The 25,883-nt window shown below is 54.7% G+C and carries 23 protein-coding genes; 21 read left to right on the forward strand and 2 right to left on the reverse strand.

Features of this window, described 5'->3' with window-relative positions:
• Positions 1-6: 6 nt before the first annotated feature.
• The 21 genes from nuoC to EVX52_RS17750 all read left to right on the forward strand — a co-directional run bounded on the left by nuoC (position 7) and on the right by EVX52_RS17750 (position 24,402).
• Positions 7-1,806 carry an NADH-quinone oxidoreductase subunit C/D gene (gene nuoC, locus EVX52_RS17650; RefSeq protein WP_129991767.1) on the forward strand — a complete coding sequence of 600 codons (1,800 nt, stop codon included), beginning with the start codon at positions 7-9 and terminating at the stop codon, positions 1,804-1,806.
• 2 nt (positions 1,807-1,808) lie between these two features.
• Positions 1,809-2,345 (forward strand): NADH-quinone oxidoreductase subunit NuoE, encoded by a 537-nt coding sequence (nuoE, locus tag EVX52_RS17655; protein ID WP_231576087.1) that lies wholly within the window; start codon positions 1,809-1,811, stop codon positions 2,343-2,345.
• Positions 2,342-3,703 carry an NADH-quinone oxidoreductase subunit NuoF gene (gene nuoF / locus EVX52_RS17660; protein WP_129952338.1) on the forward strand — a complete coding sequence of 454 codons (1,362 nt, stop codon included), beginning with the start codon at positions 2,342-2,344 and terminating at the stop codon, positions 3,701-3,703. The genes nuoE and nuoF overlap by 4 nt, the downstream gene beginning before the upstream one ends.
• Before the next feature lie 140 nt (positions 3,704-3,843).
• Positions 3,844-6,570, forward strand: coding sequence for an NADH-quinone oxidoreductase subunit NuoG (gene nuoG / locus EVX52_RS17665; protein WP_129991768.1), 2,727 nt, complete (start codon positions 3,844-3,846; stop codon positions 6,568-6,570).
• Positions 6,567-7,544, forward strand: coding sequence for an NADH-quinone oxidoreductase subunit NuoH (nuoH, locus tag EVX52_RS17670; RefSeq protein WP_129952340.1), 978 nt, complete (start codon positions 6,567-6,569; stop codon positions 7,542-7,544). Before nuoG ends, nuoH begins: the two co-directional genes overlap by 4 nt.
• Before the next feature lie 14 nt (positions 7,545-7,558).
• A complete protein-coding gene (gene nuoI / locus EVX52_RS17675) occupies positions 7,559-8,101 on the forward strand; it encodes an NADH-quinone oxidoreductase subunit NuoI (protein WP_013574596.1) in 543 nt (180 codons plus the stop codon).
• 12 nt (positions 8,102-8,113) lie between these two features.
• Positions 8,114-8,674: an NADH-quinone oxidoreductase subunit J gene (gene nuoJ, locus EVX52_RS17680; protein ID WP_129952341.1), complete on the forward strand. Its 561-nt coding sequence runs from the start codon at positions 8,114-8,116 to the stop codon at positions 8,672-8,674.
• Positions 8,671-8,973, forward strand: coding sequence for an NADH-quinone oxidoreductase subunit NuoK (gene nuoK, locus EVX52_RS17685; protein ID WP_004936014.1), 303 nt, complete (start codon positions 8,671-8,673; stop codon positions 8,971-8,973). Before nuoJ ends, nuoK begins: the two co-directional genes overlap by 4 nt.
• The gene (nuoL, locus tag EVX52_RS17690) at positions 8,970-10,817 is read left to right on the forward strand and encodes an NADH-quinone oxidoreductase subunit L (protein WP_129991769.1); all 1,848 of its coding nucleotides are present in this window, start codon (positions 8,970-8,972) and stop codon (positions 10,815-10,817) included. The genes nuoK and nuoL overlap by 4 nt, the downstream gene beginning before the upstream one ends.
• 97 nt (positions 10,818-10,914) lie before the next feature.
• A complete protein-coding gene (gene nuoM / locus EVX52_RS17695; RefSeq protein ID WP_129952343.1) occupies positions 10,915-12,444 on the forward strand; it encodes an NADH-quinone oxidoreductase subunit M in 1,530 nt (509 codons plus the stop codon).
• 6 nt (positions 12,445-12,450) lie between these two features.
• Positions 12,451-13,911, forward strand: a complete 1,461-nt coding sequence (nuoN, locus tag EVX52_RS17700) for an NADH-quinone oxidoreductase subunit NuoN (protein ID WP_015696468.1) — start codon at positions 12,451-12,453, stop codon at positions 13,909-13,911.
• Between the two features lie 193 nt (positions 13,912-14,104).
• Complete coding sequence (locus tag EVX52_RS17705) at positions 14,105-14,620, forward strand: DUF1097 domain-containing protein (protein WP_129991770.1); 516 nt, start codon at positions 14,105-14,107, stop codon at positions 14,618-14,620.
• Between the two features lie 112 nt (positions 14,621-14,732).
• Positions 14,733-15,041 carry a stress response protein ElaB gene (elaB, locus tag EVX52_RS17710; protein WP_129952345.1) on the forward strand — a complete coding sequence of 103 codons (309 nt, stop codon included), beginning with the start codon at positions 14,733-14,735 and terminating at the stop codon, positions 15,039-15,041.
• Between the two features lie 230 nt (positions 15,042-15,271).
• On the forward strand, positions 15,272-16,609 hold the full coding sequence (gene menF, locus EVX52_RS17715) for an isochorismate synthase MenF (RefSeq protein ID WP_129952346.1): 1,338 nt from the start codon (positions 15,272-15,274) through the stop codon (positions 16,607-16,609).
• 23 nt (positions 16,610-16,632) lie between these two features.
• Positions 16,633-18,306 carry a 2-succinyl-5-enolpyruvyl-6-hydroxy-3-cyclohexene-1-carboxylic-acid synthase gene (gene menD, locus EVX52_RS17720; protein ID WP_129991771.1) on the forward strand — a complete coding sequence of 558 codons (1,674 nt, stop codon included), beginning with the start codon at positions 16,633-16,635 and terminating at the stop codon, positions 18,304-18,306.
• Positions 18,267-19,100, forward strand: a complete 834-nt coding sequence (menH, locus tag EVX52_RS17725) for a 2-succinyl-6-hydroxy-2,4-cyclohexadiene-1-carboxylate synthase (RefSeq protein WP_370278355.1) — start codon at positions 18,267-18,269, stop codon at positions 19,098-19,100. Before menD ends, menH begins: the two co-directional genes overlap by 40 nt.
• Positions 19,087-19,944, forward strand: coding sequence for a 1,4-dihydroxy-2-naphthoyl-CoA synthase (menB, locus tag EVX52_RS17730; protein WP_129991772.1), 858 nt, complete (start codon positions 19,087-19,089; stop codon positions 19,942-19,944). Before menH ends, menB begins: the two co-directional genes overlap by 14 nt.
• Positions 19,944-20,945, forward strand: a complete 1,002-nt coding sequence (menC, locus tag EVX52_RS17735) for an o-succinylbenzoate synthase (protein ID WP_129991773.1) — start codon at positions 19,944-19,946, stop codon at positions 20,943-20,945. The genes menB and menC overlap by 1 nt, the downstream gene beginning before the upstream one ends.
• Positions 20,930-22,303 (forward strand): o-succinylbenzoate--CoA ligase, encoded by a 1,374-nt coding sequence (menE, locus tag EVX52_RS17740; RefSeq protein ID WP_129952350.1) that lies wholly within the window; start codon positions 20,930-20,932, stop codon positions 22,301-22,303. Before menC ends, menE begins: the two co-directional genes overlap by 16 nt.
• A gap of 221 nt (positions 22,304-22,524) precedes the next feature.
• The gene (locus tag EVX52_RS17745) at positions 22,525-23,070 is read left to right on the forward strand and encodes a YfaZ family outer membrane protein (protein ID WP_129952351.1); all 546 of its coding nucleotides are present in this window, start codon (positions 22,525-22,527) and stop codon (positions 23,068-23,070) included.
• A 126-nt stretch (positions 23,071-23,196) separates the two neighbouring features.
• On the forward strand, positions 23,197-24,402 hold the full coding sequence (locus EVX52_RS17750) for a nicotinamide mononucleotide deamidase-related protein YfaY (protein ID WP_129991774.1): 1,206 nt from the start codon (positions 23,197-23,199) through the stop codon (positions 24,400-24,402).
• A gap of 37 nt (positions 24,403-24,439) precedes the next feature.
• Here EVX52_RS17750 and yfaE read toward each other — a convergent pair whose 3' ends face one another.
• On the reverse strand, positions 24,440-24,700 hold the full coding sequence (gene yfaE, locus EVX52_RS17755) for a class I ribonucleotide reductase maintenance protein YfaE (RefSeq protein WP_129991775.1): 261 nt from the start codon (positions 24,698-24,700) through the stop codon (positions 24,440-24,442).
• A complete protein-coding gene (gene nrdB / locus EVX52_RS17760; RefSeq protein ID WP_129952354.1) occupies positions 24,701-25,831 on the reverse strand; it encodes a class Ia ribonucleoside-diphosphate reductase subunit beta in 1,131 nt (376 codons plus the stop codon).
• Positions 25,832-25,883: the final 52 nt, after the last annotated feature.

Consider the following 25,883-nt stretch of genomic DNA (forward strand, 5'->3'; position numbering starts at 1 on the left):
AAAAATATGACAGATTTGACGACGCAAGATTCCGCCCTGCCAGCATGGCATACCCGTGATCATCTCGATGACCCGGTTATCGGCGAATTGCGTAACCGTTTTGGGCCAGAGGCCTTTACTGTTCAGGCGACCCGTACCGGCATTCCGGTAGTCTGGTTCAAGCGTGAACAGTTACTGGAAGCGATTACCTTTTTACGAAAACAGCCAAAACCTTATGTCATGCTTTTCGATTTGCATGGCTTTGATGAGCGTTTACGTACACACCGCGACGGTTTACCGGCCGCGGATTTTTCCGTTTTCTACCATCTGCTCTCGGTTGAGCGTAACCGCGACATCATGATCAAGGTGGCATTATCAGAAAACGATCTTCATGTTCCGACCATCACCAAAGTGTTCCCGAATGCTAACTGGTATGAGCGTGAAACATGGGAAATGTTCGGTATTACCTTCGATGGCCACCCGCATCTGACGCGCATTATGATGCCGCAGACCTGGGAAGGGCATCCGCTGCGTAAAGATTATCCGGCGCGTGCCACTGAGTTCGATCCCTACGAACTGACCAGGCAGAAAGAAGAACTTGAGATGGAATCGCTGACCTTCAAGCCTGAAGACTGGGGCATGAAGCGCGGTACCAACAACGAAGACTTTATGTTCCTCAACCTCGGCCCTAACCACCCGTCTGCGCACGGCGCATTTCGCATCATCCTGCAGCTTGATGGTGAAGAAATTGTCGATTGCGTGCCTGACGTCGGTTACCACCACCGTGGTGCTGAGAAAATGGGTGAACGGCAGTCCTGGCACAGCTACATTCCTTACACTGACCGTATCGAATATCTCGGCGGTTGCGTAAACGAAATGCCTTACGTGCTGGCTGTTGAAAAACTCGCCGGTATCGTGACGCCGGACCGCGTGAACACTATACGTGTCATGTTATCTGAGCTGTTTCGCATCAATAGCCATTTGTTGTACATCTCTACGTTTATCCAGGACGTGGGCGCGATGACCCCGGTGTTCTTCGCCTTTACCGATCGTCAGAAAATTTACGATCTGGTGGAAGCGATTACCGGTTTCCGTATGCACCCGGCCTGGTTCCGTATTGGTGGCGTTGCGCATGATCTGCCGAAAGGGTGGGATCGTCTGCTGCGTGAATTCCTTGACTGGATGCCAGCCCGTCTGGATTCCTATGTTAAAGCGGCGCTGAAAAACACCATTCTGATTGGCCGTTCCAAAGGCGTGGCTGCGTATAACGCAGATGATGCCCTGGCCTGGGGCACCACCGGCGCTGGCCTGCGCGCAACGGGTATTCCGTTTGACGTGCGTAAATGGCGTCCGTATTCCGGCTACGAAAACTTTGACTTTGAAGTGCCGACCGGTGATGGCGTCAGCGACTGCTATTCCCGTGTGATGCTGAAAGTAGAAGAACTTCGTCAGAGCCTGCGCATTCTGGAACAGTGTTACAAAAATATGCCGGAAGGTCCGTTCAAAGCAGATCACCCGCTGACCACGCCACCACCGAAAGAGCGCACCCTGCAACACATTGAGACCCTGATCACTCACTTCCTGCAAGTGTCGTGGGGGCCGGTTATGCCTGCGCAAGAATCTTTCCAGATGGTTGAAGCCACCAAAGGGATCAACAGCTATTACCTGACCAGTGACGGCAGCACCATGAGCTACCGCACCCGTGTCCGTACGCCAAGCTTCCCGCATTTGCAACAGATCCCGTCCGTAATCCGTGGCAGCCTGGTATCCGACCTGATCGTGTATCTGGGCAGTATCGATTTTGTAATGTCAGATGTGGACCGCTAACGATGACAGATATCAATAAAGACTCAGAAGTTCAGTACATCAATATCAGCGAGCCTGTTGCGCCGCCGGTATTTGTGCTGAGTGACGCTGAACGCGAAGCGATTGAGCACGAAAAACATCACTACGAAGATGCCCGCGCGGCCTCTATCGAAGCGTTGAAAATCGTGCAAAAAGCGCGTGGCTGGGTGCCTGATGGCGCTATCTACGCAATCTCCGATGTTCTGGGTATTCCTGCCAGTGATGTTGAAGGTGTGGCGACATTCTACAGCCAGATCTTCCGTCAGCCGGTCGGACGCCATGTGATCCGCTACTGTGACAGCGTGGTGTGCCACATCACCGGTTATCAGGGGATCCAGGCCGCACTGGAACAACAGTTGCATATTAAGCCGGGCGAAACGACCGAAGACGGACGCTTTACTCTGCTGCCGACCTGCTGTCTTGGTAACTGTGACAAAGGTCCGTCAATGATGATTGATGAGGACACGCACAGCCATCTGACGCCGGAAGCGATCGGCTCGCTACTGGAGCGTTACGCATGACATATATTCCCCGACACATTGAACGTACACCCGAGATGCATCCGCTGACCTGGCGTATGCGTGATGATAAGCAGCCCGTCTGGATCGACGAGTACCGCAGCAAAAACGGTTATGTGGGTGCGGAAAAAGCCCTCAAAGGCATGGCGCAGGAAGAAATCGTTAATCTGGTAAAAGACGCTGGCCTGAAAGGGCGTGGCGGCGCAGGTTTCTCCACCGGTCTGAAGTGGAGTCTGATGCCGAAAGACGAAAGCATGAACATCCGCTATCTGCTGTGTAACGCCGATGAGATGGAACCCGGTACTTATAAAGACCGCATGCTGATGGAACAAATGCCACACCTGCTGGTGGAAGGCATGCTGATTTCGGCCTTCGCGCTGAAATCTTATCGTGGCTACATCTTCCTGCGTGGCGAATACATTGAAGCCGCTGTGAACCTGCGCCGTGCAATCGAAGAAGCCAAAGCCGCTGGCCTGCTGGGTAAAAATATCCTGGGTACCGGTTTTGACTTTGAACTGATTGTGCATACCGGTGCCGGTCGTTATATCTGCGGTGAAGAAACGGCGCTCATCAACTCACTGGAAGGCCGCCGTGCCAACCCGCGTTCCAAGCCGCCATTCCCGGCCTCTGCCGGTGTATGGGGTAAACCGACTTGTGTCAACAACGTCGAAACGTTGTGCAACGTACCTGCAATCCTTGAGCACGGGGTGGACTGGTACAAAGGTATTTCGGCGGGCAAAAGTGAAGATGCCGGCACCAAGCTGATGGGCTTCTCCGGCCGGGTGAAAAATCCGGGCGTCTGGGAGCTACCGTTTGGGACCACCGCACGTGAAATCCTTGAAGAGTACGCCGGTGGCATGCGTGACGGCCTGAAATTTAAAGCCTGGCAGCCGGGCGGGGCAGGGACCGACTTCCTGACCGCTGATCATCTGGATCTGCCGATGGACTTTGCCAGCATTGGTAAAGCTGGCAGCCGTCTGGGGACTGCGCTGGCCATGGCCGTTGATAATGAAATCGGCATGGTCCCGCTGGTGCGTAACCTGGAAGAGTTTTTCGCCCGCGAATCTTGTGGCTGGTGTACGCCATGCCGTGATGGTCTGCCGTGGAGTGTGAAAATTCTTCGTGCGCTGGAGCGCGGTGAAGGCCAGCCGGGAGATATCGAAACTCTCCAACAGCTTTGCCGCCAGCTTGGCCCGGGCAAAACCTTCTGCGCACACGCGCCGGGTGCCGTGGAGCCATTGCAGAGTGCGATTAAATATTTCCGGGAAGAGTTTGAGGCGGGTATCGCCAAACAGCATTTCAACAACGCACGCGCGATTGGCGGAATTCAGCCAAACAATCTGCTGAAAGAACGCTGGTAGTGAAGGCAACAGGCAGCGGACGTGAGCCCGCTGTGCGCGAATTCCCGGAACAAGGGACGCGCTGTCGAATGATATACGCCAACCCGGCAAGAATTTTTGATTAACGCCCACTAAGTGGGCCACGTGGAAGCATGCTGACTATGGCTACGATTCATGTAGACGGCAAAGAATACGATGTAGACGGAGCGGACAACCTGTTACAGGCTTGCCTCTCTCTCGGCCTCGATATTCCTTATTTTTGCTGGCATCCGGCGCTGGGAAGCGTCGGCGCTTGTCGCCAATGTGCGGTTAAGCAATACCAAAATGCGGAAGACACGCGCGGTCGTCTGGTGATGTCATGTATGACACCCGCGTCTGATGGCACCTTCATTTCCATCGATGACGGCGAAGCGAAAGAATTTCGTGAAAGCGTTGTGGAATGGCTGATGACCAACCATCCGCACGACTGTCCGGTGTGTGAGGAAGGCGGTAACTGTCACCTGCAGGATATGACGGTGATGACCGGCCACAGTATGCGCCGTTACCGCTTTACCAAACGAACCCATAACAACCAGGATCTCGGCCCGTTCATTTCTCATGAAATGAACCGCTGTATCGCCTGTTACCGTTGTGTCCGTTACTACAAGGATTACGCGGACGGCACCGATCTGGGCGTTTATGGCGCACACGACAACGTCTATTTCGGCCGCCCGGAAGATGGACCGCTGGAAAGTGAGTTCTCCGGTAACCTGGTTGAAGTCTGTCCGACCGGTGTTTTCACCGATAAAACGCATTCCGAACGCTACAACCGTAAATGGGACATGCAGTTTGCGCCAAGCATCTGTCAGCAATGTTCTGTTGGCTGTAACACCAGCCCGGGTGAACGTTACGGCGAACTGCGTCGTATCGAAAACCGTTATAACGGTACCGTAAACCATTACTTCCTGTGCGATCGTGGTCGTTTCGGGTATGGCTACGTGAACCTCAAAGATCGACCGAAGAAGCCATTGCAACTGCGGGGCAACGACTGGATCGAACTTAACGCTGAACAGGCGATGCAGGGCGCGGCAGACATTATCCGTCAGGCGAAGAAAACGATCGGTATCGGCTCGCCACGTGCCAGCCTTGAAAGCAACTTTGCCCTGCGTGAGCTGGTCGGCGCTGAAAATTTCTATACGGGTATCAACGCGGCAGAGCAGGGGCGTTTGCAACTGATGCTGAACATTCTGCGCAACAGCGGTGTGCGTACACCGGCGCTGCGTGAAATTGAAGATTACGATGCCGTTCTGGTGCTGGGCGAAGATTTAACCCAGACCGGTGCGCGTATCGCACTGTCTGTTCGTCAGGCTGTAAAAGGTAAAGCCCGCGCGATGGCAGCGGCTCAGCGTGTTGCCGACTGGCAAATCGCGGCTGTACAGAATATCGGTCAGCATGCCAAACATCCGTTGTTTATCACCAATGTGGATAACACGAAGCTCGACGATATCGCCGCTTACAATTACCGCGCCCCGGTTGATGAGCAGGCGCGTTTCGGCTTTGCTATCGCCCATGCGCTGGATAATTCTGCGCCAGCAGTCAGCGACCTTGCTGATGGTCTGAACAAGAAAATCGACGTGATTGTGCAGGCGCTGACCGGTGCACGCAAGCCGCTGATCATCACCGGTACAAGCGCCGGTTCAGATGCCATCATTGAAGCGGCTGCTAACATCGCGAAAGCGCTGAAAGGTGCAGGCAGCGATGTCGGTATTACCTTTGTGGCTTCCGCAGCTAACAGCATCGGTCTTTCGATGATTGGTGGCGGCTCGCTGGACGAAGCACTCGCGTTGCTGACCCGGGGTGAAGCTGACAGCGCCATCGTGATGGAAAATGACCTTTACCGTCAGGCGCCTGAAGCGGAAGTGAATGCGGCATTAGCTAACGTGCAGAACCTGCTGGTCGTTGACCATCAGCGCACGCGCATCATGGATCAAGCCAGCCTGATCCTGCCTGCGGCAAGCTTTGCGGAAAGCGACGGTACTTTGGTGAATCAGGAAGGCCGTGCTCAGCGCTTCTTCCAGGTTTACGATCCTGCCTACTACGACACTACCATCACCATGCTGGAAAGCTGGCGCTGGATGCATTCGCTGCATTCCACCATCAACAGCCGCCATGTTGACTGGACGCAACTGGATCACGTCATTCAGGCGTGTGTTGCTGCGTTGCCACAACTGACAGGCATTGTTGAAGCTGCGCCTGATGCCACTTTCCGTATTCGTGGTCAGAAACTGGCACGTTCTCCTATCCGTTCGAGTGGTCGTACTGCGGCACGTGCAAATATCAGCGTGCACGAGCCGCGTCAGCCGCAAGATAAAGACACTATGTTTGCCTTCTCTATGGAAGGGAACAACAGTCCGACAGCCCACCGCAATCAGATACCCTTTGCCTGGGCACCGGGCTGGAACTCCCCGCAAGCCTGGAACAAATTCCAGAGTGAAGTCGGTGGCAGCCTGCGCTTCGGCGATCCGGGTGTACGTCTGATTGAAGCTGGCGAAGCCCGTCTTGAATACTTCACCGCCATTCCGGCTGCGTTTACCGCACAGAGCGATAGCTGGCGCGTTGCGCCTTATTATCACCTGTTCGGCAGTGAGGAAATGACACAGCGTTCAACGGTGATCCAGCAGCGTATGCCACAGGCGTATGTGATGGTTAACCCGGCAGATGCTGCACAGTTAGGCGTGAACGCAGGTTCACAGGTGGAGTTCACCTGTGCCGGTCAGACACTGAAATTGCCGGTTCGTCTGAGTGAAACATTGAACCAGGGCCAGGTCGGCCTGCCGCTGGGCTTACCGGGTATTTCGCCGGTGCTGGTTGGCGCAACGGTTGAAAATCTGCGGGAGGCAGCACAATGAGCTGGTTTACACCTGTCGTGATTGATTCGTTGATCGCCATTCTGAAAGCTGTCGTGATCCTGCTGGTCGTGGTGATTTGCGGGGCCTTCATGAGCTTCGGCGAACGCCGTTTGCTGGGGCTGTTCCAGAACCGTTACGGACCAAACCGTGTCGGCTGGGGCGGTTCCCTGCAGCTTGTGGCTGACATGATCAAGATGTTCTTCAAGGAAGACTGGGTTCCTAACTTCACCGACAAAGCCATCTTTACGCTGGCACCGATGATTGCGTTTACGTCCCTGTTGATCTCCTTTGCGATCGTTCCGGTCAGTCCGACCTGGTTCGCCGCCGATCTGAACATCGGTATTTTGTTCTTCCTGATGATGGCCGGTCTGACCGTCTATGCGGTGTTGTTCGCTGGCTGGTCCAGTAACAACAAATACTCGCTGCTGGGTGCGATGCGTGCTTCTGCCCAGACGCTGAGCTATGAAGTCTTCCTCGGTTTATCACTGATGGGCGTCGTGGCACAGGCGGGTTCTTTCAATCTGCAAGACATCGTCAATTCGCAGGCGCATGTGTGGAACATCATTCCGCAGTTCTTTGGCTTCGTGACTTTTGCGATTGCGGGCGTTGCTGTTTGCCACCGTCACCCGTTTGACCAGCCGGAAGCCGAGCAGGAACTGGCCGATGGTTACCACATTGAATATTCCGGTATGAAATTCGGCCTGTTCTTCGTGGGGGAATACATCGGTATCGTGACGGTCTCCGCGTTGATCGTCACTTTGTTCTTCGGTGGCTGGCAGGGCCCGTTCCTGCCGCCGTTTATCTGGTTTGCGCTGAAAACTGCTTTCTTCATGGTGATGTTCATTTTGATCCGTGCTGCTTTGCCGCGTCCCCGCTACGACCAGGTGATGTCATTTGGCTGGAAAGTTTGCCTGCCACTGACGTTGCTTAATCTGCTGGCGACCGCTGCGGTCATCTTGTACAACGCGCAATAAGGGGTGATGAAACCATGACATTGAAAGACATAGTGGTCGGGTTCGGTACCCAGGTTCGCAGCTTGTGGATGATAGGCATGCATGCCTTCGCCAAGCGCGAAACCCAGATGTATCCCGAAGTTCCGGTTAACCCGCCTCCACGTTATCGTGGCCGTATCGTGCTGACGCGCGATCCGGACGGTGAAGAGCGCTGCGTTGCCTGTAACCTGTGTGCCGTAGCGTGTCCGGTAGGTTGTATTTCTCTGCAAAAAGCAGAAATGAAAGATGGCCGCTGGTATCCGGAATTCTTCCGCATCAACTTCTCACGTTGCATTTTCTGCGGACTGTGTGAAGAAGCTTGCCCGACAACAGCCATTCAGCTGACGCCGGACTTCGAGCTGGGTGAATTCAAACGCCAGGACCTGGTATACGAAAAAGAAGATCTGTTGATTTCGGGGCCGGGTAAATATCCGGAATATAATTTCTACCGGATGGCCGGTATGGCGATTGACGGCAAGTCGAAAGGCGAAGCTGAAAACGAAGCCAAACCGATCAACGTCAAAGGTCTGATGCCTTAAGGAGCCGCAAGCATGGAATTTGCATTTTATATTGCAGCCCTGGTGGCCGTGTTGGCGACATTGCGTGTGATCACGCATACCAACCCGGTTCATGCACTGCTGTACCTGATCGTCTCTCTGCTGGCGATTGCTGCGGTTTTCTTCTCGCTCGGTGCGTATTTCGCCGGTGCCCTGGAGATCATCGTGTACGCCGGTGCCATTATGGTGCTGTTCGTCTTTGTGGTGATGATGCTCAACCTGGGTAACGTGCAGGAGCAGGAACGTGCATGGCTTAAACCTGCCACCTGGATCGGACCTTCAATCTTGTCGGTCATCCTGCTGGTGGTGATGATCATGTCAATCCTCGGGTTGCATGCTCACGGTATCAAAGGCGACATGATTGATGCGAAAGCCGTCGGTATCGCGCTGTTTGGACCTTACGTTCTGGCGGTTGAACTGGCATCAATGTTGCTGCTGGCCGGTCTGGTCGTGGCATTCCATATCGGACGTGAACACAAACCAGGTGAAGTCTTTGGTGACGCACCGGTAACGACCGAAATGGCAACAAAAAGAAAAACGGAGGAGAGAGCATGATCCCTCTACAACATGGTCTTATTTTGGCCGCCATCCTCTTTGTGTTGGGGCTGACCGGGCTGCTGGTTCGTCGTAACCTGCTGTTTATGTTGATCAGCCTTGAAGTGATGATCAACGCAGCGGCGCTGGCGTTCATCGTGGCAGGAAGCTACTGGGGTCAGGCGGACGGGCAGGTGATGTACATTCTGGCTATCAGCCTGGCTGCGGCGGAGGCCAGTATTGGTCTGGCGTTGCTGCTGCAACTGTATCGCCGTCGCCACACTCTCAATATTGATACTGTCAGTGAGATGCGCGGATGAACTTACTCTATTTAACAATTCTGTTCCCGCTGATTGGCTTCCTGTTACTGGCCTTTTCACGCGGTCGCTGGTCTGAAAATACCTCCGCTACCGTAGGTGTCGGGTCGATTGGTCTGGCAGCGCTGACCACCCTTTATGTGGGTATCAATTTCCTCAGCCAGAAAGCGGCGGGCGTTGAAGTCTTTAACCAGAATCTGTGGAACTGGATGCAGGTCGGGGATTTCAATATTCCTGTCACGCTGACGCTCGATGGTTTGTCGATGACCATGCTGTCCGTGGTCACCGGCGTCGGTTTCTTCATCCACATGTTTGCTTCCTGGTACATGCGCGGTGAAGAAGGCTATTCACGCTTCTTTGCTTACACCAACCTGTTTATCGCCAGCATGGTCGTTCTGGTACTGGCCGATAACCTGTTGCTGATGTACCTCGGCTGGGAAGGCGTGGGCCTGTGCAGTTACCTGTTGATCGGCTTCTATTACACCCATCCGGCAAACGGTGCGGCCGCAATGAAAGCATTCATTGTGACCCGTGTCGGTGACGTGTTCCTGGCTTTCGCATTGTTTATTCTGTACCGCGAACTGGGTACCCTGAACTTCCGTGAACTGATGATCCTGGCACCACAGAAACTGGCCGTTGGCGATACGGCTATCACCTGGGCGACCCTGATGTTACTGGGTGGCGCAGTGGGTAAATCCGCACAGCTTCCGCTCCAGACCTGGCTGGCAGATGCTATGGCTGGCCCGACGCCGGTTTCTGCGCTGATCCACGCCGCAACCATGGTGACCGCCGGTGTTTACCTGATTGCACGTACGCACGGCCTGTTCCTGATGGCACCGGAAATTCTGCATCTGGTGGGCATTATCGGCGCGGTAACACTGGTACTGGCAGGCTTTGCTGCGCTGGTGCAGACCGACATCAAACGTGTTCTCGCGTACTCTACCATGAGCCAGATTGGTTACATGTTCCTGGCGCTGGGCGTTCAGGCGTGGGATGCCGCCATCTTCCACCTGATGACGCACGCGTTCTTCAAAGCACTGCTGTTCCTTTCTTCCGGTTCGGTCATTCTGGCCTGCCACCACGAACAGAACATCTTCAAAATGGGTGGATTACGTAAGTCCATTCCGCTGGTGTATATCTGCTTCCTGGTCGGCGGTGCTGCACTGTCCGCCTTGCCAATCATCACTGCGGGCTTCTTCAGTAAAGATGAAATCCTCGCGGGTGCGCTGGCTAACGGCCACCTGAATCTGATGGTTGCGGGTCTGGTCGGGGCGTTTATGACCTCGCTGTACACCTTCCGCATGATCTTCATCGTCTTCCATGGCGAAGAAAAAATCAAAGCACATGCGGGTAAAGGCATCACTCACCACCTGCCGCTGCTGGTGTTACTGGTTCTGTCCACCTTCATTGGCGCGATGATTGTTCCGCCACTGAAAGGCGTACTGCCGGATACCACTGAACTGGCGCACGGCAGTGTGCTGACGCTGGAAATCACATCAGGCGTGATTGCAATTGTTGGGATTCTGCTGGCGGCGGCCCTGTATCTGGGTAAACGCTCGCTGGTCAACAGCATTGCGAAAAGCGCACCGGGCCGTTTCTTCACGACCTGGTGGTTCCATGCCTGGGGCTTCGACTGGCTGTACGACATGATTTTCGTGAAACCTTATCTGCTGGTCGCGAAACTCCTGCAACGTGATCCGCTGAACTCAATGATGAATCTGCCTGCGCTGTTTGCCCGTCTGGGTAACCGTGGTCTGACTCTCAGCGAAAACGGCCAGGTGCGTTGGTACGTTGCGTCAATGGGGCTCGGTGCAGTGGTCGTTCTGGCGCTGCTGCTGGTGATTTAAGCCTGCATTCCAGGTGTAGTTATCAATGCCGGTCTGTTCCCGTAACGGGCCGGCAAGTGAAATAGCCTTCGGGCATAAAAGAAGGGAACGACACGCCATGCTATTACCTTGGCTAATATTTATCCCCTTTATCGGCGGGCTGCTGTGCTGGCAGACTGAGCGCTTTGGGAGCAAAGTACCGCGCTGGATCGCGTTGATTGCGATGGGGCTGACGCTGGCTCTTTCCGTGCAATTGTGGTTGCAGGGAGGATATTCATTAACGACGCCTGCGGGGATTCCGCAGTGGCAATCCGAGTTTTCGTTGCCATGGATCCCACGTTTTGGCATCAGTTTCCATCTGGCACTGGACGGTTTGTCCCTGCTGATGGTGGTACTGACCGGTTTGCTGGGTGTGCTGGCGATCCTCTGTTCGTGGCGTGAAATCCAGAAATATCAGGGTTTCTTCCACCTGAATTTATTGTGGATCCTCGGCGGCGTTATCGGCGTGTTCCTCGCCATCGACATGTTCCTGTTCTTCTTCTTCTGGGAAATGATGCTGGTGCCGATGTACTTCCTGATTGCTTTGTGGGGCCACAAAGCGTCAGACGGTAAAACACGTATCAGCGCAGCAACCAAATTCTTCATCTATACACAGTCCAGCGGACTGGTGATGTTGATTGCGATCCTCGGCCTGGTGTTCGTGCATTACAACGCCACTGGTGTATGGACATTCAACTACGCTGACCTGCTGAAAACGCCGATGTCGCACGGTGTTGAATATCTGCTGATGCTCGGTTTCTTTATCGCGTTTGCGGTGAAAATGCCGGTTGTGCCATTGCACGGCTGGTTGCCGGATGCACACAGTCAGGCACCGACAGCCGGTTCCGTTGACTTAGCCGGTATCTTGCTGAAAACCGCGGCCTACGGGATGTTACGTTTCTGTCTGCCGCTGTTCCCGGAAGCCTCGCACCAGTTCGCACCGATTGCTATGTGGTTGGGTGTGATTGGTATCTTCTACGGTGCGTGGATGGCGTTCTGCCAGACCGATATTAAACGTCTGATCGCATACACCTCCGTTTCGCACATGGGCTTCGTACTGATTGCTATCTACACCGGCAGCCACCTGGCATACCAGGGCGCAGTCATTCAGATGATTGCACACGGTCTGTCCGCCGCCGGGATGTTCATCATTTGTGGTCAGCTCTACGAACGTCTGCATACCCGTGATATGCGCCAGATGGGAGGATTGTGGGGGCGTATTAAATACCTGCCAGCGTTGTCTCTGTTCTTCGCTGTCGCCACGTTAGGGATGCCGGGTACAGGTAACTTCGTTGGTGAATTCCAGATCCTGTTTGGCAGCTTCCCGGTTGTGCCGGTGATCACTGTCATCTCAACCTTTGGTCTGGTATTCGCTTCGGTTTACTCACTGGTGATGATGCAGCGCGCTTACTATGGCAAAGCAAAATCTGACGAACCGCTGCAGGGTATGACCTCACGCGAACTGTCGATCATCCTGTTGCTGGTGGTATTGCTGGTGGTGCTGGGCATCTTCCCGCAGCCAATTCTGGATACTTCGAGTGCTGCGATGAGTAACATCCAGCACGGGTTCGGGTCTTCAGTTTCCACTATTTCAACGACAAGGCCGTAACTCGCCATGACATTTACACTTCAAAATCTGATCGCACTATTACCGCTGATGATCGTCGGATTGACGGTGGTGGTGGTGATGCTGTCCATTGCGTGGCGACGCGACCATTTTCTCAATGCCACACTGACAGTCATCGGGCTGAACGTTGCCTTACTTTCCCTTTACTACGTCGGGCAGGTCGGTCCGCAGGATGTCACACCGCTGCTGCGCGTTGACGGCTACTCGATGTTCTACATCGGTCTGGTCTTGCTGGCGAGTCTGGCCACCAGTACGTTTGCTTACCCCTGGCTGGCCGGTTATCCGGACAACCGCGAAGAGTTCTATCTGCTGGTGCTCATTGCGGCCATGGGCGGCATTCTGCTGGCATGTTCTAACCATCTGGCGTCAATGTTCCTCGGGATCGAACTGATTTCCCTGCCATTGTTCGGCCTGATTGGTTACGCCTACCGCCAGAAACGCTCGCTGGAAGCGGCTATCAAATACATGCTGCTGTCGGCTGCTGCGTCTTCTTTCCTGCTGTTTGGTATGGCGCTGCTGTACGCACAGTCCGGTGATTTGTCCTTCGCGTCTTTGGGCAAAAATCTGGGCGATGGCGTAATGCTGCATCAGCCTTTGCTGATGGCCGGTCTCGGAATGATGATTGTGGGTCTGGGCTTCAAACTGTCGCTGGTTCCGTTCCACCTGTGGACGCCAGACGTGTATCAGGGCGCACCTGCACCGGTCTCGACTTTCCTGGCAACCGCCAGCAAGATCGCTATCTTTGCGGTGGTCATGCGTTTGTTCCTGTATGCGCCTGTGGCTGACAGTGAATCAATCCGCATCGTGCTGAGCATCATTGCCTTCTGTTCGATTCTGGTCGGTAACCTGATGGCTATCAGCCAGAGCAACATTAAACGTCTGCTCGGTTATTCCTCCATCGCTCACCTTGGTTATCTGCTGGTGGCACTGATTGCGGTACAAACGCACCAGTTGTCGATGGAAACCGTTGGTGTGTATCTGGCCGGTTATCTGTTCAGCAGCCTCGGCGCTTTCGGTGTGGTCAGTCTGATGTCCAGCCCGTACAAAGGCCCGGACGCAGAATCACTGTTCTCTTACCGTGGCCTGTTCTGGCATAAGCCAATCCTGTCTGCGGTGATGACCGTGATGATGTTGTCACTGGCCGGTATTCCGATGACGCTGGGCTTTATCGGTAAGTTCTACGTGATTGCGACCGGTGTGACCGCCCATCTGTGGTGGCTGACCGGTGCTGTAGTGGTGGGTTCTGCGATTGGTCTTTATTACTATCTGCGCGTCACCGTGAGCCTGTACCTGAGTGCACCGGAAACGCTGGTACGTGATACCCCGAACAACTGGGCACTGACCGCAGGCGGTGTCGTGGTGCTGATTTCTGCGATTTTAGTGCTGTTGCTGGGTATCTTCCCGCAACCGCTGATTTCGCTGGTACAGATGGCCCAACCGCTGCTCTGAGAGCATCTGCAAAACCTGACAAAGCCGCTCACATGAGCGGCTTTTTTAATCGTATTGATTGATTTGTGTGATGTAAGTCACATTTATATGTACGTTCAGCTAATTATTACATTGGTTTTGTGATCTCTCCCATTTCATTATTCCTGCCAATGCGTACACTGCGCGCTTGTTCAGATTCGTACAGGTTCACACCATGAATGTTTTAGTGATGATCGCCATCACCACCGGCATCCTCTCTGGTATCTGGGGTTGGGTGGCGATAAGCCTTGGCCTGATAAGCTGGGCGGGTTTCCTGGGATGCACAGCGTATTTCGCATGCCCGCAGGGCGGATTACGCGGGTTGCTGATCAGCACCCTGACCTGTCTCAGCGGTGTATTTTGGGCGGTCGTGATTATTGCAGGCAGCGCCATGCGTCCCGAATGGAACATTCTGGGTTACCTGCTGACTGGCGTAGTGGCATTCCTGATGTGTATTCAGGCTCGGCAGCAATGGCTGGCCTTTGTGCCGGGCACCTTTATCGGTGCCTGCGCAACCTTCGCCGCGCAAGGTGACTGGCGTCAGGTGGTGGTGTCTTTGCTGGTGGGGTTAGCGTTCGGTTACGCGATGAAAAACAGTGGATTGTGGCTGGCCAAACAGCGTGAAAAGCAGCAAAACGAGGCCGTGAAAAGAACCGTTTTTACTGAAACTAAAGGGTCGGAAGGTTCTTAAAACCTCGATTTTTCGGCAGTTTAGGGTGGATCCTTCAGGCAATTACTCCCGATATGCGCTAGGGTTAAAGGCAGTCTATGCTTTTACACGAACCCATCATAAGGAGATAACCATGGCTGAACAATTTGAGACACAGCAGAATTCGTTGGATGACGATTTACGCATGTTGACTGAAACGCTGGAGGAAGTACTCAAATCCTCGGGTGACAAAGCGGATGAGAAATACATTCAGGTCAAAGCACGTGCAGAAAATGCGCTGAAAGATATTAAATCACGTATTGACCCGGCGGCACGTTCTTACTGCAAGAAAGCCCGTCAGGTTGCAGAAAGAACTGATGATTATGTGCATGAAAATCCATGGCATGGCGTCGGCGTCGGTGCTGCCGTAGGTCTGGTTGTCGGCCTGCTTCTGCGTCGTTAATCTCACTGAACAGGGGCAGCGTCTGCTGCTCCTGTTTCTGCCCGGTGACTTACTCCTTTCTCCCTTCTTCTACTCCTTCTTAGCTAACGGCACTCACTTCAGCTTGATCTGTCGCATATTTTCATTTTTCGTATCGCCGCATAATTCTTCCGTTATTGATCCAACCCGTTTTTTGATCCAGAAGGGTATTTCTGCCCGTCACTAAACATCCGGTATGGTCCGAGGTAGCGGTGAAACAAATCTCAGCAATCATTGAACAGCTTGATACGAGGCTGGCAGGCGAATGGCCTGCTGCTGCGGGGATCCGGCAATTCAGTTATTCCCTGCAAAAACAGCCTGACACTGGCCTGCTCGAATGGCTGGCTGCGCAGCCTTGTTACCCGAAATTTTACTGGCAACAACGTGACGGAAATGAAGAAGCTGCCGTTTGTGGCGATGCTTATTCTTTTGGGCATATTGCGCAAGCGCAGGCGTTTATTCGCCAGTTTCCTGAGGTTCCCGATTTGCATATCTGGGGGCTGAATGCGTTTAACGGTACGGCGGATGATGCATCCGCTGCCAACGCACTGTTTCTTCCCCGCATCGAACTTTGCCGTCAGGGCAATACCTGGTGGCTGCGTTGTACCCTTTTCAGTCCGTATTCTTTACAGGATGAGGCACGCCGCACACGCTTGTTCCTGCGTTCACTGGTGGCCAGTCGCACCTTACCACCGCTTACCTCCCACGTATTACAGCATCAGCATTTACCGGCCGAGTCGCAATGGAAGGCGCTGGTTGAACGTGCGCTTTCAGGTATTGAACAGCATCAGTTCGATAAAGTCGTGCTGGCACGCAAAACAACCTTAACGCTCAGTCAGCCACTGAATGCCTGTGCATTTCTTGCTGCCAGCCGCAGCGTTAATCATCACTGCTATCATTTTATGCTGGCGTTCACCGCACAACAGGCGTTTCTGGGTTCCAGCCCGGAACGTTTATTTCTGCGTGATAACACCGAACTCTATACCGAAGCGCTGGCGGGAACCGTGGCTAATCATCCCGATGATCAGCAAGCGCAGGCACTGGGTGACTGGCTGCTCAGCGATGGCAAAAATCAGCGTGAAAATTTACTGGTCGTTGACGACATCTGTCAGCGTTTACAGGGCGGGGCGCATTCGCTGGATGTTACACCGGCAGAGGTTTTACGTCTGCGCAAAGTGCAGCATTTACGCCGCAATATTCACGGTGAACTGACCGGGCCTGATGATGCCGGTTGTCTGCAACGCCTGCAACCGACCGCAGCCGTGGCCGGATTACCGAGACAGGCTGCACGCAAGTTCATTGCTGAATTTGAACCTTTTGATCGTGAATGGTATGCCGGTTCTGCCGGATATCTCAGTGCTGAACAAAGTGAATTTACCGTCGCGCTGCGTTCTGCCATGGTGAAAGGACATCATCTTGAACTCTATGCCGGTGCGGGGATTGTCGCCGGTTCTGACGCCGCACAGGAATGGCTGGAAATCGAAAACAAAGCCGCGGGTTTGCGCACTTTGCTGGAAGAGCATTACACGCCTGCCGTTCAGGCCGGATAACCCTTTGCCGGAGTGAGTTGAACATGTCTGTAGCCGTTTTTAACCGCCGTTGGGCGACGCTTATCCTCGAAGCCGTAACCCGCCATCAGGTGCAGCATGTGTGCATCGCACCCGGTTCCCGGTCTACGCCGTTAACGCTGGCCGCCGCCGCACATCCGCATCTTATCTGCCATACTCATTTTGATGAACGCGGCCTCGGCCATCTGGCACTCGGGCTGGCAAAAGCCAGCGGGCAGCGCGTGGCGATTATCGTTACCTCCGGTACGGCGGTGGCAAATTTGTATCCTGCGTTGATCGAAGCCGGGCTGACCGGCGAAAAACTGGTATTGCTCACCGCTGACCGTCCCCCGGAACTCATCGGTTGCGGTGCTAATCAGGCTATCCGCCAGACCGGTATGTTCGCCAGTCATCCGGTCGGGTCGCTGGAATTACCCCGTCCGACACCGGAAATCAGTGCGAGCTGGCTGGTTTCCGCGCTGGATAATGTGCTGGCGCAGCAGACACACGGCGCCGTGCACATTAACTGCCCGTTCGCTGAACCGCTGTATGGCGAGGACAATGGCGAACATCTGGACTGGCTGCAAACGCTGGGCGACTGGTGGCAGGGACAACAGCCGTGGCTGAAGTATTCTCAGGTTTTGCCGGTGACCGAACAGCCGGACTGGTTTTCATGGCGGCAAAAACGCGGCGTCATTATCGCAGGCCGCCTTTCGGGACGTGAAAGTGAACGGGTGGCACACTGGGCGGAGCAACTGGGCTGGCCGTTGATCAGTGATGTGCAGGCATCAACCGGTAATCCGCTCCCTTGCGCGGATTTGTGGCTGGCGTCACCTCAGGCACAGGCAACACTGGCGCACGCCCAACTGGTGATCCAGTTCGGCGCAGGTCTGGCCGGTAAGCGTCTGCTGCAATGGCAGGCGGCCTGCCAACCTGATGAGTACTGGCTGATTGATCCGCTGCCTGGCCGTCAGGATCCGGCACAACATCGTGGTCGTCGGATACAGGCCAGCGTCAGTGAATGGTTGCAGTCTCATCCGGCTCAGCCTCAGGGGGACTGGGCCCAAGCCCTTGAACATTGCTCGCAGCGCGCGTTACATGCCATGGAAACCCGTCTCGAAGGTGTATTTGGCGAGGCCGCCGCTGCGTGGCAGCTACCGGCTTTATTACCTGAGCAGGGCCAGCTATTTCTCGGCAACAGCCTGATTGTGCGTCTGGCCGATGCCTTTGCTCAACTTCCCGCCGGTTATCCTGTTTTCGCCAATCGCGGCGCAAGCGGTATTGACGGGCTGCTGTCGACCGCTGCGGGCGTACAGCGCGCAACCTGCAAACCGACGCTGGTGCTGCTGGGTGATATCTCCGCGCTTTATGATTTAAACGCGTTGGCGCTGATGCGTCAGTGTTCTGCACCGACGGTGATTATTGTGGTGAATAACAATGGCGGGCAGATTTTCTCGTTGTTACCGACACCGGAAGCCGAGCGGCAGCGCTTTTACTGTATGCCGCAGAATGTGAGTTTCAGCCACGCAGCGGCAATGTTTGGTCTGGATTATGCCTGTCCGGTGTCGATGTCTGAGCTGCATCATGCAGTCAGTCAATGCTGGCAGCATGGGGGCGTGAAACTGATCGAGCTAAAAGTCAGTGAAACAGAAGGGGCAGAATGCCTGCGTTCGCTGGTACAGGAGATGAGCGCATCATGACGCTGGCCTGTCAGGTTCTCAACGCCGGGGTCACAGACCGTCCGTGGCTGGTGTTTCTCCATGGCCTGCTGGGCAGTGCAGACGACTGGCAGCCCTTGCTTCCTGCGCTAGGTGGCTGGCCTTGTCTGTTTGTGGATTTGCCGGGACATGGCCGTTCTGCGTCGCTGACGGCTGCCGGTTTTGCGGATGTCAGCCAGCAGTTAACCGACACCTTGCGTGTGAAAAACGTCGCCGCGTATTGGCTGATTGGCTACTCGCTGGGCGGGCGCATCAGTCTGTATCACGCCTGTCAGGGCGATCGTACCGGTTTACAGGGCCTGCTGGTCGAAGGCGCACATCCGGGGCTGACATGTCAGGCCGAAAGGGCACAACGCCGCCATCATGACCAGCAATGGGCGGCTCGCTTTTTGCAAATGCCGTGGAAACAGGCGCTGGACATCTGGTATCAGCAACCGGTGTTTTCCAGCCTGTCCCGTTCGCAACGCCAGCAAATGATTATGTTGCGTGAGAACAATAATCCGCACACTGTCGCCGCCGTGCTGACCGCTACGTCGCTTTCGGTACAACCTGATTTACGCGAACAATTGCTGCGGATTTCCCTGCCGGTTGTCTGGCTGTGTGGCAACCAGGACATCAAATTTATTCATCTTGCGCAGCAGTCCGGTTTCGGGCTGCGCACTGTCGCCAATGCCGGGCATAACGCACACCGTGATAATCCGGCCGAATATGCCCGTCAGGCGCTGGAATTTATTACTTCACCTGTCTTAAAGGAAGTTAAGCATGATTTATCCTGATGAAAAACAATTGTATGCATCTGTCGAATGGCGTGAGTGCACCGGCGAGTTTGAAGATATCCGTTATCACAAATCCACTGACGGCATCGCTAAAATCACCATCAACCGGCCGCAGGTTCGCAACGCGTTTCGTCCGCTGACCGTCAAAGAAATGATCCGTGCACTCGACGACGCCCGTAATGACGAAGGCATCGGTGTGATCGTGCTGACCGGTGAAGGTGAAAAAGCCTTCTGCGCGGGGGGCGATCAGAAAGTCCGTGGCGATTACGGCGGTTATCAGGATGCCAGCGGTGTGCATCATCTTAACGTGCTGGATTTCCAGCGTCAGATCCGCACTTGTCCGAAACCTGTGGTCGCGATGGTAGCCGGTTATTCCATTGGCGGCGGTCATGTACTGCATATGATGTGCGACCTGACCATCGCAGCAGATAACGCCATCTTCGGCCAGACCGGCCCGAAAGTCGGCTCTTTCGATGGCGGCTGGGGCGCGTCCTATATGGCGCGTATCGTCGGTCAGAAAAAGGCCCGTGAAATATGGTTCCTGTGCCGCCAGTACGATGCCAACGCGGCACTGGAAATGGGGCTGGTGAACACCGTGGTTCCTCTGGCTGATCTGGAAAAAGAAACCGTGCGCTGGTGTCGTGAAATGCTGGAAAACAGTCCGATGGCACTGCGTTGCCTGAAAGCCGCACTGAACGCCGATTGCGATGGTCAGGCGGGGCTTCAGGAACTGGCCGGGAACGCCACGATGTTGTTCTACATGACCGATGAAGGTCAGGAAGGCCGCAATGCGTTTAATGAAAAACGTCAGCCGGACTTCAGCAAATTTAAGCGTAATCCATAATGCGTCGCGCCACGGTGTACCGGTACAGCGTGCCGATGGAGGCTGGGGTGGTGCTGCGCAATCAGCGCCTGAAAACCCGCGACGGTTTTCTCGTGTCACTGTGGCAGGATGAAAAAACAGGCTGGGGTGAAATTGCACCGCTGCCGGGGTTCAGTCTGGAAGATATGTCTCAGGCGCAGGATGCCGTTCAGCATGGTCTGAGCCAGTGGGTGCAAGGTGCCTCGCTGGCTGCCGTTGCCTCAGCATTCAGTGCATTACCTTCAGTGGCTTTCGGGCTGAGTTGTGCGGACGCCGAACTGCGCGGCGAATTGCCGGAAGTACTGAGCACGCGCTGTGCGCCGCTGTGTCATGGTGATCCGAATGAACTTTATGCCCGTCTCGGTGCACTGCCGGGCGATTTTCGTGGCAGGAAAGTTGCGAAAGTAAAAGTGGGGTTGTACGAATCCGTCGGCGATGGTCTGAATGTCAGTATGCTGCTGGAAGCCTTACCGGAACTGCATTTACGCCTTGATGCTAACCGCAGCTGGACGCCGGTTAAAGCCGAAGGATTTGCCCGCCATGTGGCACCTGAACTGCGTTCGCGTATTGCGTTTATTGAAGAGCCGTGTCTGACCCGCGGGCAGTCCCGTGATTTCGCCCGTCTGACCGGTATCGCGATCGCCTGGGATGAAAGTGTGCGCGAAACCGGTTTTACCGTGCTGGCCGAACCCGGGCTGGCGGCAATTATCATCAAACCTACACTTACCGGCAGCCTGATGCGCTGTCGCCAGTTGATCGCGCAGGCGCATGCCGCAGGGCTGGAAGCAGTGATCAGTTCCTCCCTCGAATCCAGCCTCGGGTTGACGCAACTGGCGCGCATTGCCCAGTGGCTGACGCCGGACACCATTCCCGGACTGGACACGCTGGATCTCATGCACACGCAGCTTATCCGTCGCTGGCCGGGCTCTGCATTACCGCTGACTGACGCGTCTGATCTGGAGATCGTATGGCAGAGCAAATGATCAACGACTGGCCATGGCGTGAAAGGGCAAACCTTTCACCTTTTGCCGTGGCGCTGAAAGCGGGAGATATCACCTGGTGCTGGCGTGATTTACAGCACCGTATTGATACGCTGGCAGCCGGTTTTATGGCACAGGGCGTGGGAGAAGGTGCGGGTGTTGTTCTGCGCAGTAAAAATACCCTGGATGCTGTACTCAGCTATCTGGCGTTATTACAAACTGGCGCACGCCTGTTGCCGCTTAATCCGCAACTGCCTCAGGCATTATGTGACGAACTGCTTTCACAGCTTGATATCGCTTTTATGCTGGATCTGGCAGAGCCGGGGCTGCTGCTGAATATCCCCGCGCTGACCCTGCAGAATGCCTGCTGGATCAGTTCTGCCGGATGGCAACCGCAGCGCATCGCCACACTGACGCTGACATCAGGTTCCAGCGGGTTACCGAAAGCTGCCGCGCACACGGTTGCCGCACACCTGGCCAGTGCGGCGGGTGTGCTGAAGGTGATCCCTTTCACCTGCAACGACAGCTGGCTGCTTTCCCTGCCGCTGTTTCATGTTTCCGGGCAGGGCATTCTCTGGCGCTGGCTGACGGCGGGCGCCACGCTGGTGCTGACTGAAGGGCAGCCGTTTGAACTGGCCCTGGCCAGCTGCAGCCACGCTTCGCTGGTACCCACGCAGCTCTGGCGCTTGCTGCAAGGGACTGCGGTGCCTGAAAAGCTGAAAGACGTTTTGCTTGGCGGCGCGCAAATCCCTCCTGAACTCACCGGACAGGCTGAAAGCGCGGGAATACGCTGCTGGTGCGGCTACGGGCTGACCGAAACCGCGTCTACCGTCACGGCGAAACGCGCTGATGGCCGCGCCGGTGTCGGTCAGGCACTGGCGGGAAAGGAAGTTAAAATTGCGGATCAGGAGATCCTGATCCGCACTGACAGCCTGGCCAGTGGTTACTGGAAAAACGGTCAGTTATCGCCGGTAGCCGACGCCGGTGGCTGGTTGCATACCCGTGACCGCGGAGAATGGCGTGATGGCGAACTGCTGATCGCCGGGCGGCTGGATAATCTGTTTTTCAGCGGCGGGGAAGGGATCCAGCCTGAAGATATCGAAAAAGTGCTGGTCAGCCATCCGCAGGTTTTGCAGGCGTTTGTGGTGCCGGTGGAGGATGAGCAATTTGGTCAGCGGCCGGTCGCTGTGCTCGACGCACAAGCCGGGCTGCGGTATGAGGAACTTAATCTCTGGCTGAGCAATAAGATCCCGCGCTTCCAGTGGCCGGTGGCCTATTATCCGCTGCCCGTAGCCCTGTCGCAGGGCGGGATTAAAATCTCGCGGGCCAGCGTCCGGCGATGGATAGAAAGGCTTGCGTAATACAGAGTACTGAAATAAACCTGATATTAATCAGGGGTAAATAGGCGGGGGTTATCATTTCAACGGGAAAGCTTCGTTTCATTAATGAAAACGATGTTCCTTACAATTTTCCCGGCTTGACTGAACGTTTAAAAGATCCAAAACGTTGTGACAACAGAGTAAATTGCTTTAGACTTCGGGCGGAAGATTTAATGTTGTTTAGCAATTATTTGGGAAAAATAATGAAAAAGATCCTTGTCGCTGGCGCCGCTGCCAGTTTGATGTTCGCGGCTGCTGCCGCGAACGCGATCAGTGTAAATGGTGAAGTCGGTGAACATTACACGCATCTGGGTGTGGGCTTTGGCACCACGTCTCCGGGCCTGGCACTGAGCGGTGACTGGACGCATAACGACGATGACGGCGATGTGGCAGGTGTAGGGTTGGGATACAACATTCCGCTCGGCCCGTTCATGGCAACGGTTGGCGGTAAAGGTCTGTATACCAATCCGAAAGACGGTGACGAAGGTTATGCTGCGGCTGTCGGCGGTGGTCTGCAACTGCCAATCGCGAAAATGTTCACCCTGTACGGTGACTACTACTATTCTCCGGATTCACTGTCGAGCGGCATTGGCAACTACAAAGAAGCTAACGCAGGCGTGCGTCTGACCGCCATCCCGCTGGTTACCGTGAGCGTGGGTTACCGCTACATGGCGATGGATGGTAAAGACGGCAACCGCGATAACGTGGTGGCAGACGGTGCTTATGTAGGTGGCGCTGTTAATTTCTGATGTTGTCTGAAGCAAGATCTGAGGCTCGCATTCGTGCGGGCCTTTTTGTTTTCTGCCGTAGAGAGATTGTTTTTCTTGCCCAGCCTTTCTACAGTGGAATAACAAAAAATACAGAAGGAGAACAGGATGCTTAGGGTTGAGATGCTGAGTACGGGTGATGAAGTACTGCATGGCCAGATTGTAGATACCAATTCGGCGTGGCTGGCGAATTATCTGTTTGAGCAAGGTTTACCGATGACCAGCCGTGAAACGGTGGGCGACAGCCTGGATGCGCTGGTTGCTGTTCTCAAAGAGCGTAGCCACATTGCTGATGTGCTTATCGTCAACGGTGGCCTGGGGCCAACGACCGATGATTTAAGTGCGATGGCGGCAGCGAAAGCCTGTGGGGTGGAGTTGGTAGAAGATGCCGGCTGGATTGAAACCATGCAGGCGTTCTTCAGGGAACGCGGCCGTCCGATGGCTGAATCCAACCGTAAACAGGCCCAGATCCCCGCCAATGCCGAGTTGTTGGATAATCCGGTCGGGACTGCCTGCGGCTTCAGTGTGCGACTTAACCGTTGCCAGATATTCTTTACGCCTGGCGTACCCTCTGAATTTAAAGTGATGGTGGAACAACAAATCGTTCCGCGTCTGCACAAACAATTTCCGGCGCTGGAAGCCCCGTTATGTCTGCGTCTGACCACCTTCGGACGGGGTGAAAGTGATCTTGCCACCGAACTGGATAAACTCGAACTGCCCGAAGGCGTGGTGATGGGGTACCGTTCGTCATCGCCTATCATTGAATTGAAAGTGACCGGTCCGCGTTCGCAGGAAAACGCGATGCACAAAGCATTCGAACGTGTGCGGGAAGTGGCCGGGGAAAGCACTATTTTCGAAGGACCGGGCAGCCTGCCGGATCGTCTTGCTGAACGTCTGCTGGCACAGGATTTACGTCTGGCGGTCAGCGAAAGTTTTACCGGTGGCCTGTTGAACTGGCGTTTGCAAAGTGCAGGAGTCCCGCTGACCAATGGTGAATTATTGCCACAGGACAGTGAAGCTTCCCCGGAGAAATCCCTCGAATGCCTGCTGGCACGCGCACAGACGCTGGCCGAAACTACCGGTGCCCAACTGGCGCTGGCTGTCGGGGCGCTGTCTGGTGAAGAGTTAAGTCTGGCACTGCATACCCCGGCCGGCACCCGTGGCCTGACGATCCGTTATACCGCGACGCGTCACGGGCTGGCATTACGGCAGGAGACGATGGCGATGGTGGCGATGGATATGTTGCGGCGCTATCTGAATGGCTGGGAGCCGGTGGCGGATTACCCGTGGCTGGATCGGGTTGCTAAGGTCTGAGTTTTAGCTCCTCCCCTGTGAAGGGGAGGAGCAAGGACTAAAACTCGACTTCAATATCCCCGGCCGGCATGCAACAGCACGGCAAAATTTCGCCGTCTGAGATGAAGGCTAAAGGTTTTTCACTGTAAGTGACTTCCCCGCTGATAAGCTTCATCCGGCACGATCCGCAATAACCTTCCCGGCACTGGTATTCCACTTCAACCTGATGATGTTCAAATACTTCCAGCAAATTGCGGTGCCCGCCTTTACAGACCAGTTGCTGTCCGTTGGCTGAAAGTGTGAGGATCCTGTCGGTCATTTAAAGCTCAAAATCACTCAGGTCATCGGCGTTAACTTCAGAGTCGATCTGACCGACCAGATACGAACTGACTTCCACTTCCTGCGGCGCAACTTGCACGTTATCGGACACCAGCCAGGCGTTGATCCACGGGATTGGGTTCGAGCGGGTTTTGAACGGCGCATCCAGCCCGACAGCCTGCATACGGATATTGGTGATGTATTCGACGTACTGGCAAAGAATGTCTTTGTTCAGGCCGATCATGGAACCGTCTTTGAACAGGTATTCTGCCCAGTCTTTTTCCTGTTGTGCCGCCAGAACAAACAGGTCGTGGCATTCCTGCTGGCATTCCCGCGCAATTTCAGCCATTTCCGGATCGTCCTGGCCTGAACGCAGCAGGTTCAGCGCGTGCTGAGTGCCGGTCAGATGCAGCGCTTCGTCGCGGGCGATCATCTTGATAATTTTCGCGTTGCCTTCCATCAGTTCACGTTCAGCGAACGCAAATGAACAGGCGAAACTGACGTAGAAACGTACCGCCTCCAGCGCGTTAACGCTCATCAGACAGATGTAGAGCTTCTTCTTCAACTCACGCAGATTAACCACGACCGTTTTGCCGTTGACCTGATGCGTGCCTTCCCCCAGCAGATGGTAGTAGCTGGTCATTTCAATCAGCGTGTCGTAATAACCGGAGATGTCTTTCGCGCGCTTGAGGATTTCTTCGTTGGTCACGATATCGTCAAATACCATTGCCGGATCGTTAACGATATTACGGATGATATGAGTATAAGACCGTGAATGAATCGTTTCTGAAAACGCCCAGGTCTCGACCCAGGTTTCCAGTTCCGGAATGGAAATCAGCGGTAGCAGTGCGACGTTCGGGCTGCGGCCCTGAATGGAATCCAGCAGCGTCTGGTATTTCAGGTTGCTCAGGAAGATGTGCTTTTCATGTTCCGGCAGCGCCTGGAAATCGATACGGTCACGGGAAACATCAATCTCTTCCGGACGCCAGAAAAATGACAGTTGCTTTTCGATCAGTTTTTCAAAAATTTCATGCTTCTGTTGGTCGAAACGGGCAACGTTAACCGACTGGCCAAAGAACATTGGCTCAAGAAGCTGATCGTTTTTATTCTGGGAAAAAGTACTGTAGGCCATAACTTCCTCGACATTCTCGGCAAAAACCCCCTGACGGGGGTTTTGAATAATA

It is taken from the genome of Rahnella sp. CFA14(1/10), from assembly GCF_004195095.1.
Taxonomy (GTDB): Bacteria; Pseudomonadota; Gammaproteobacteria; order Enterobacterales; family Enterobacteriaceae; genus Rahnella; species Rahnella perminowiae.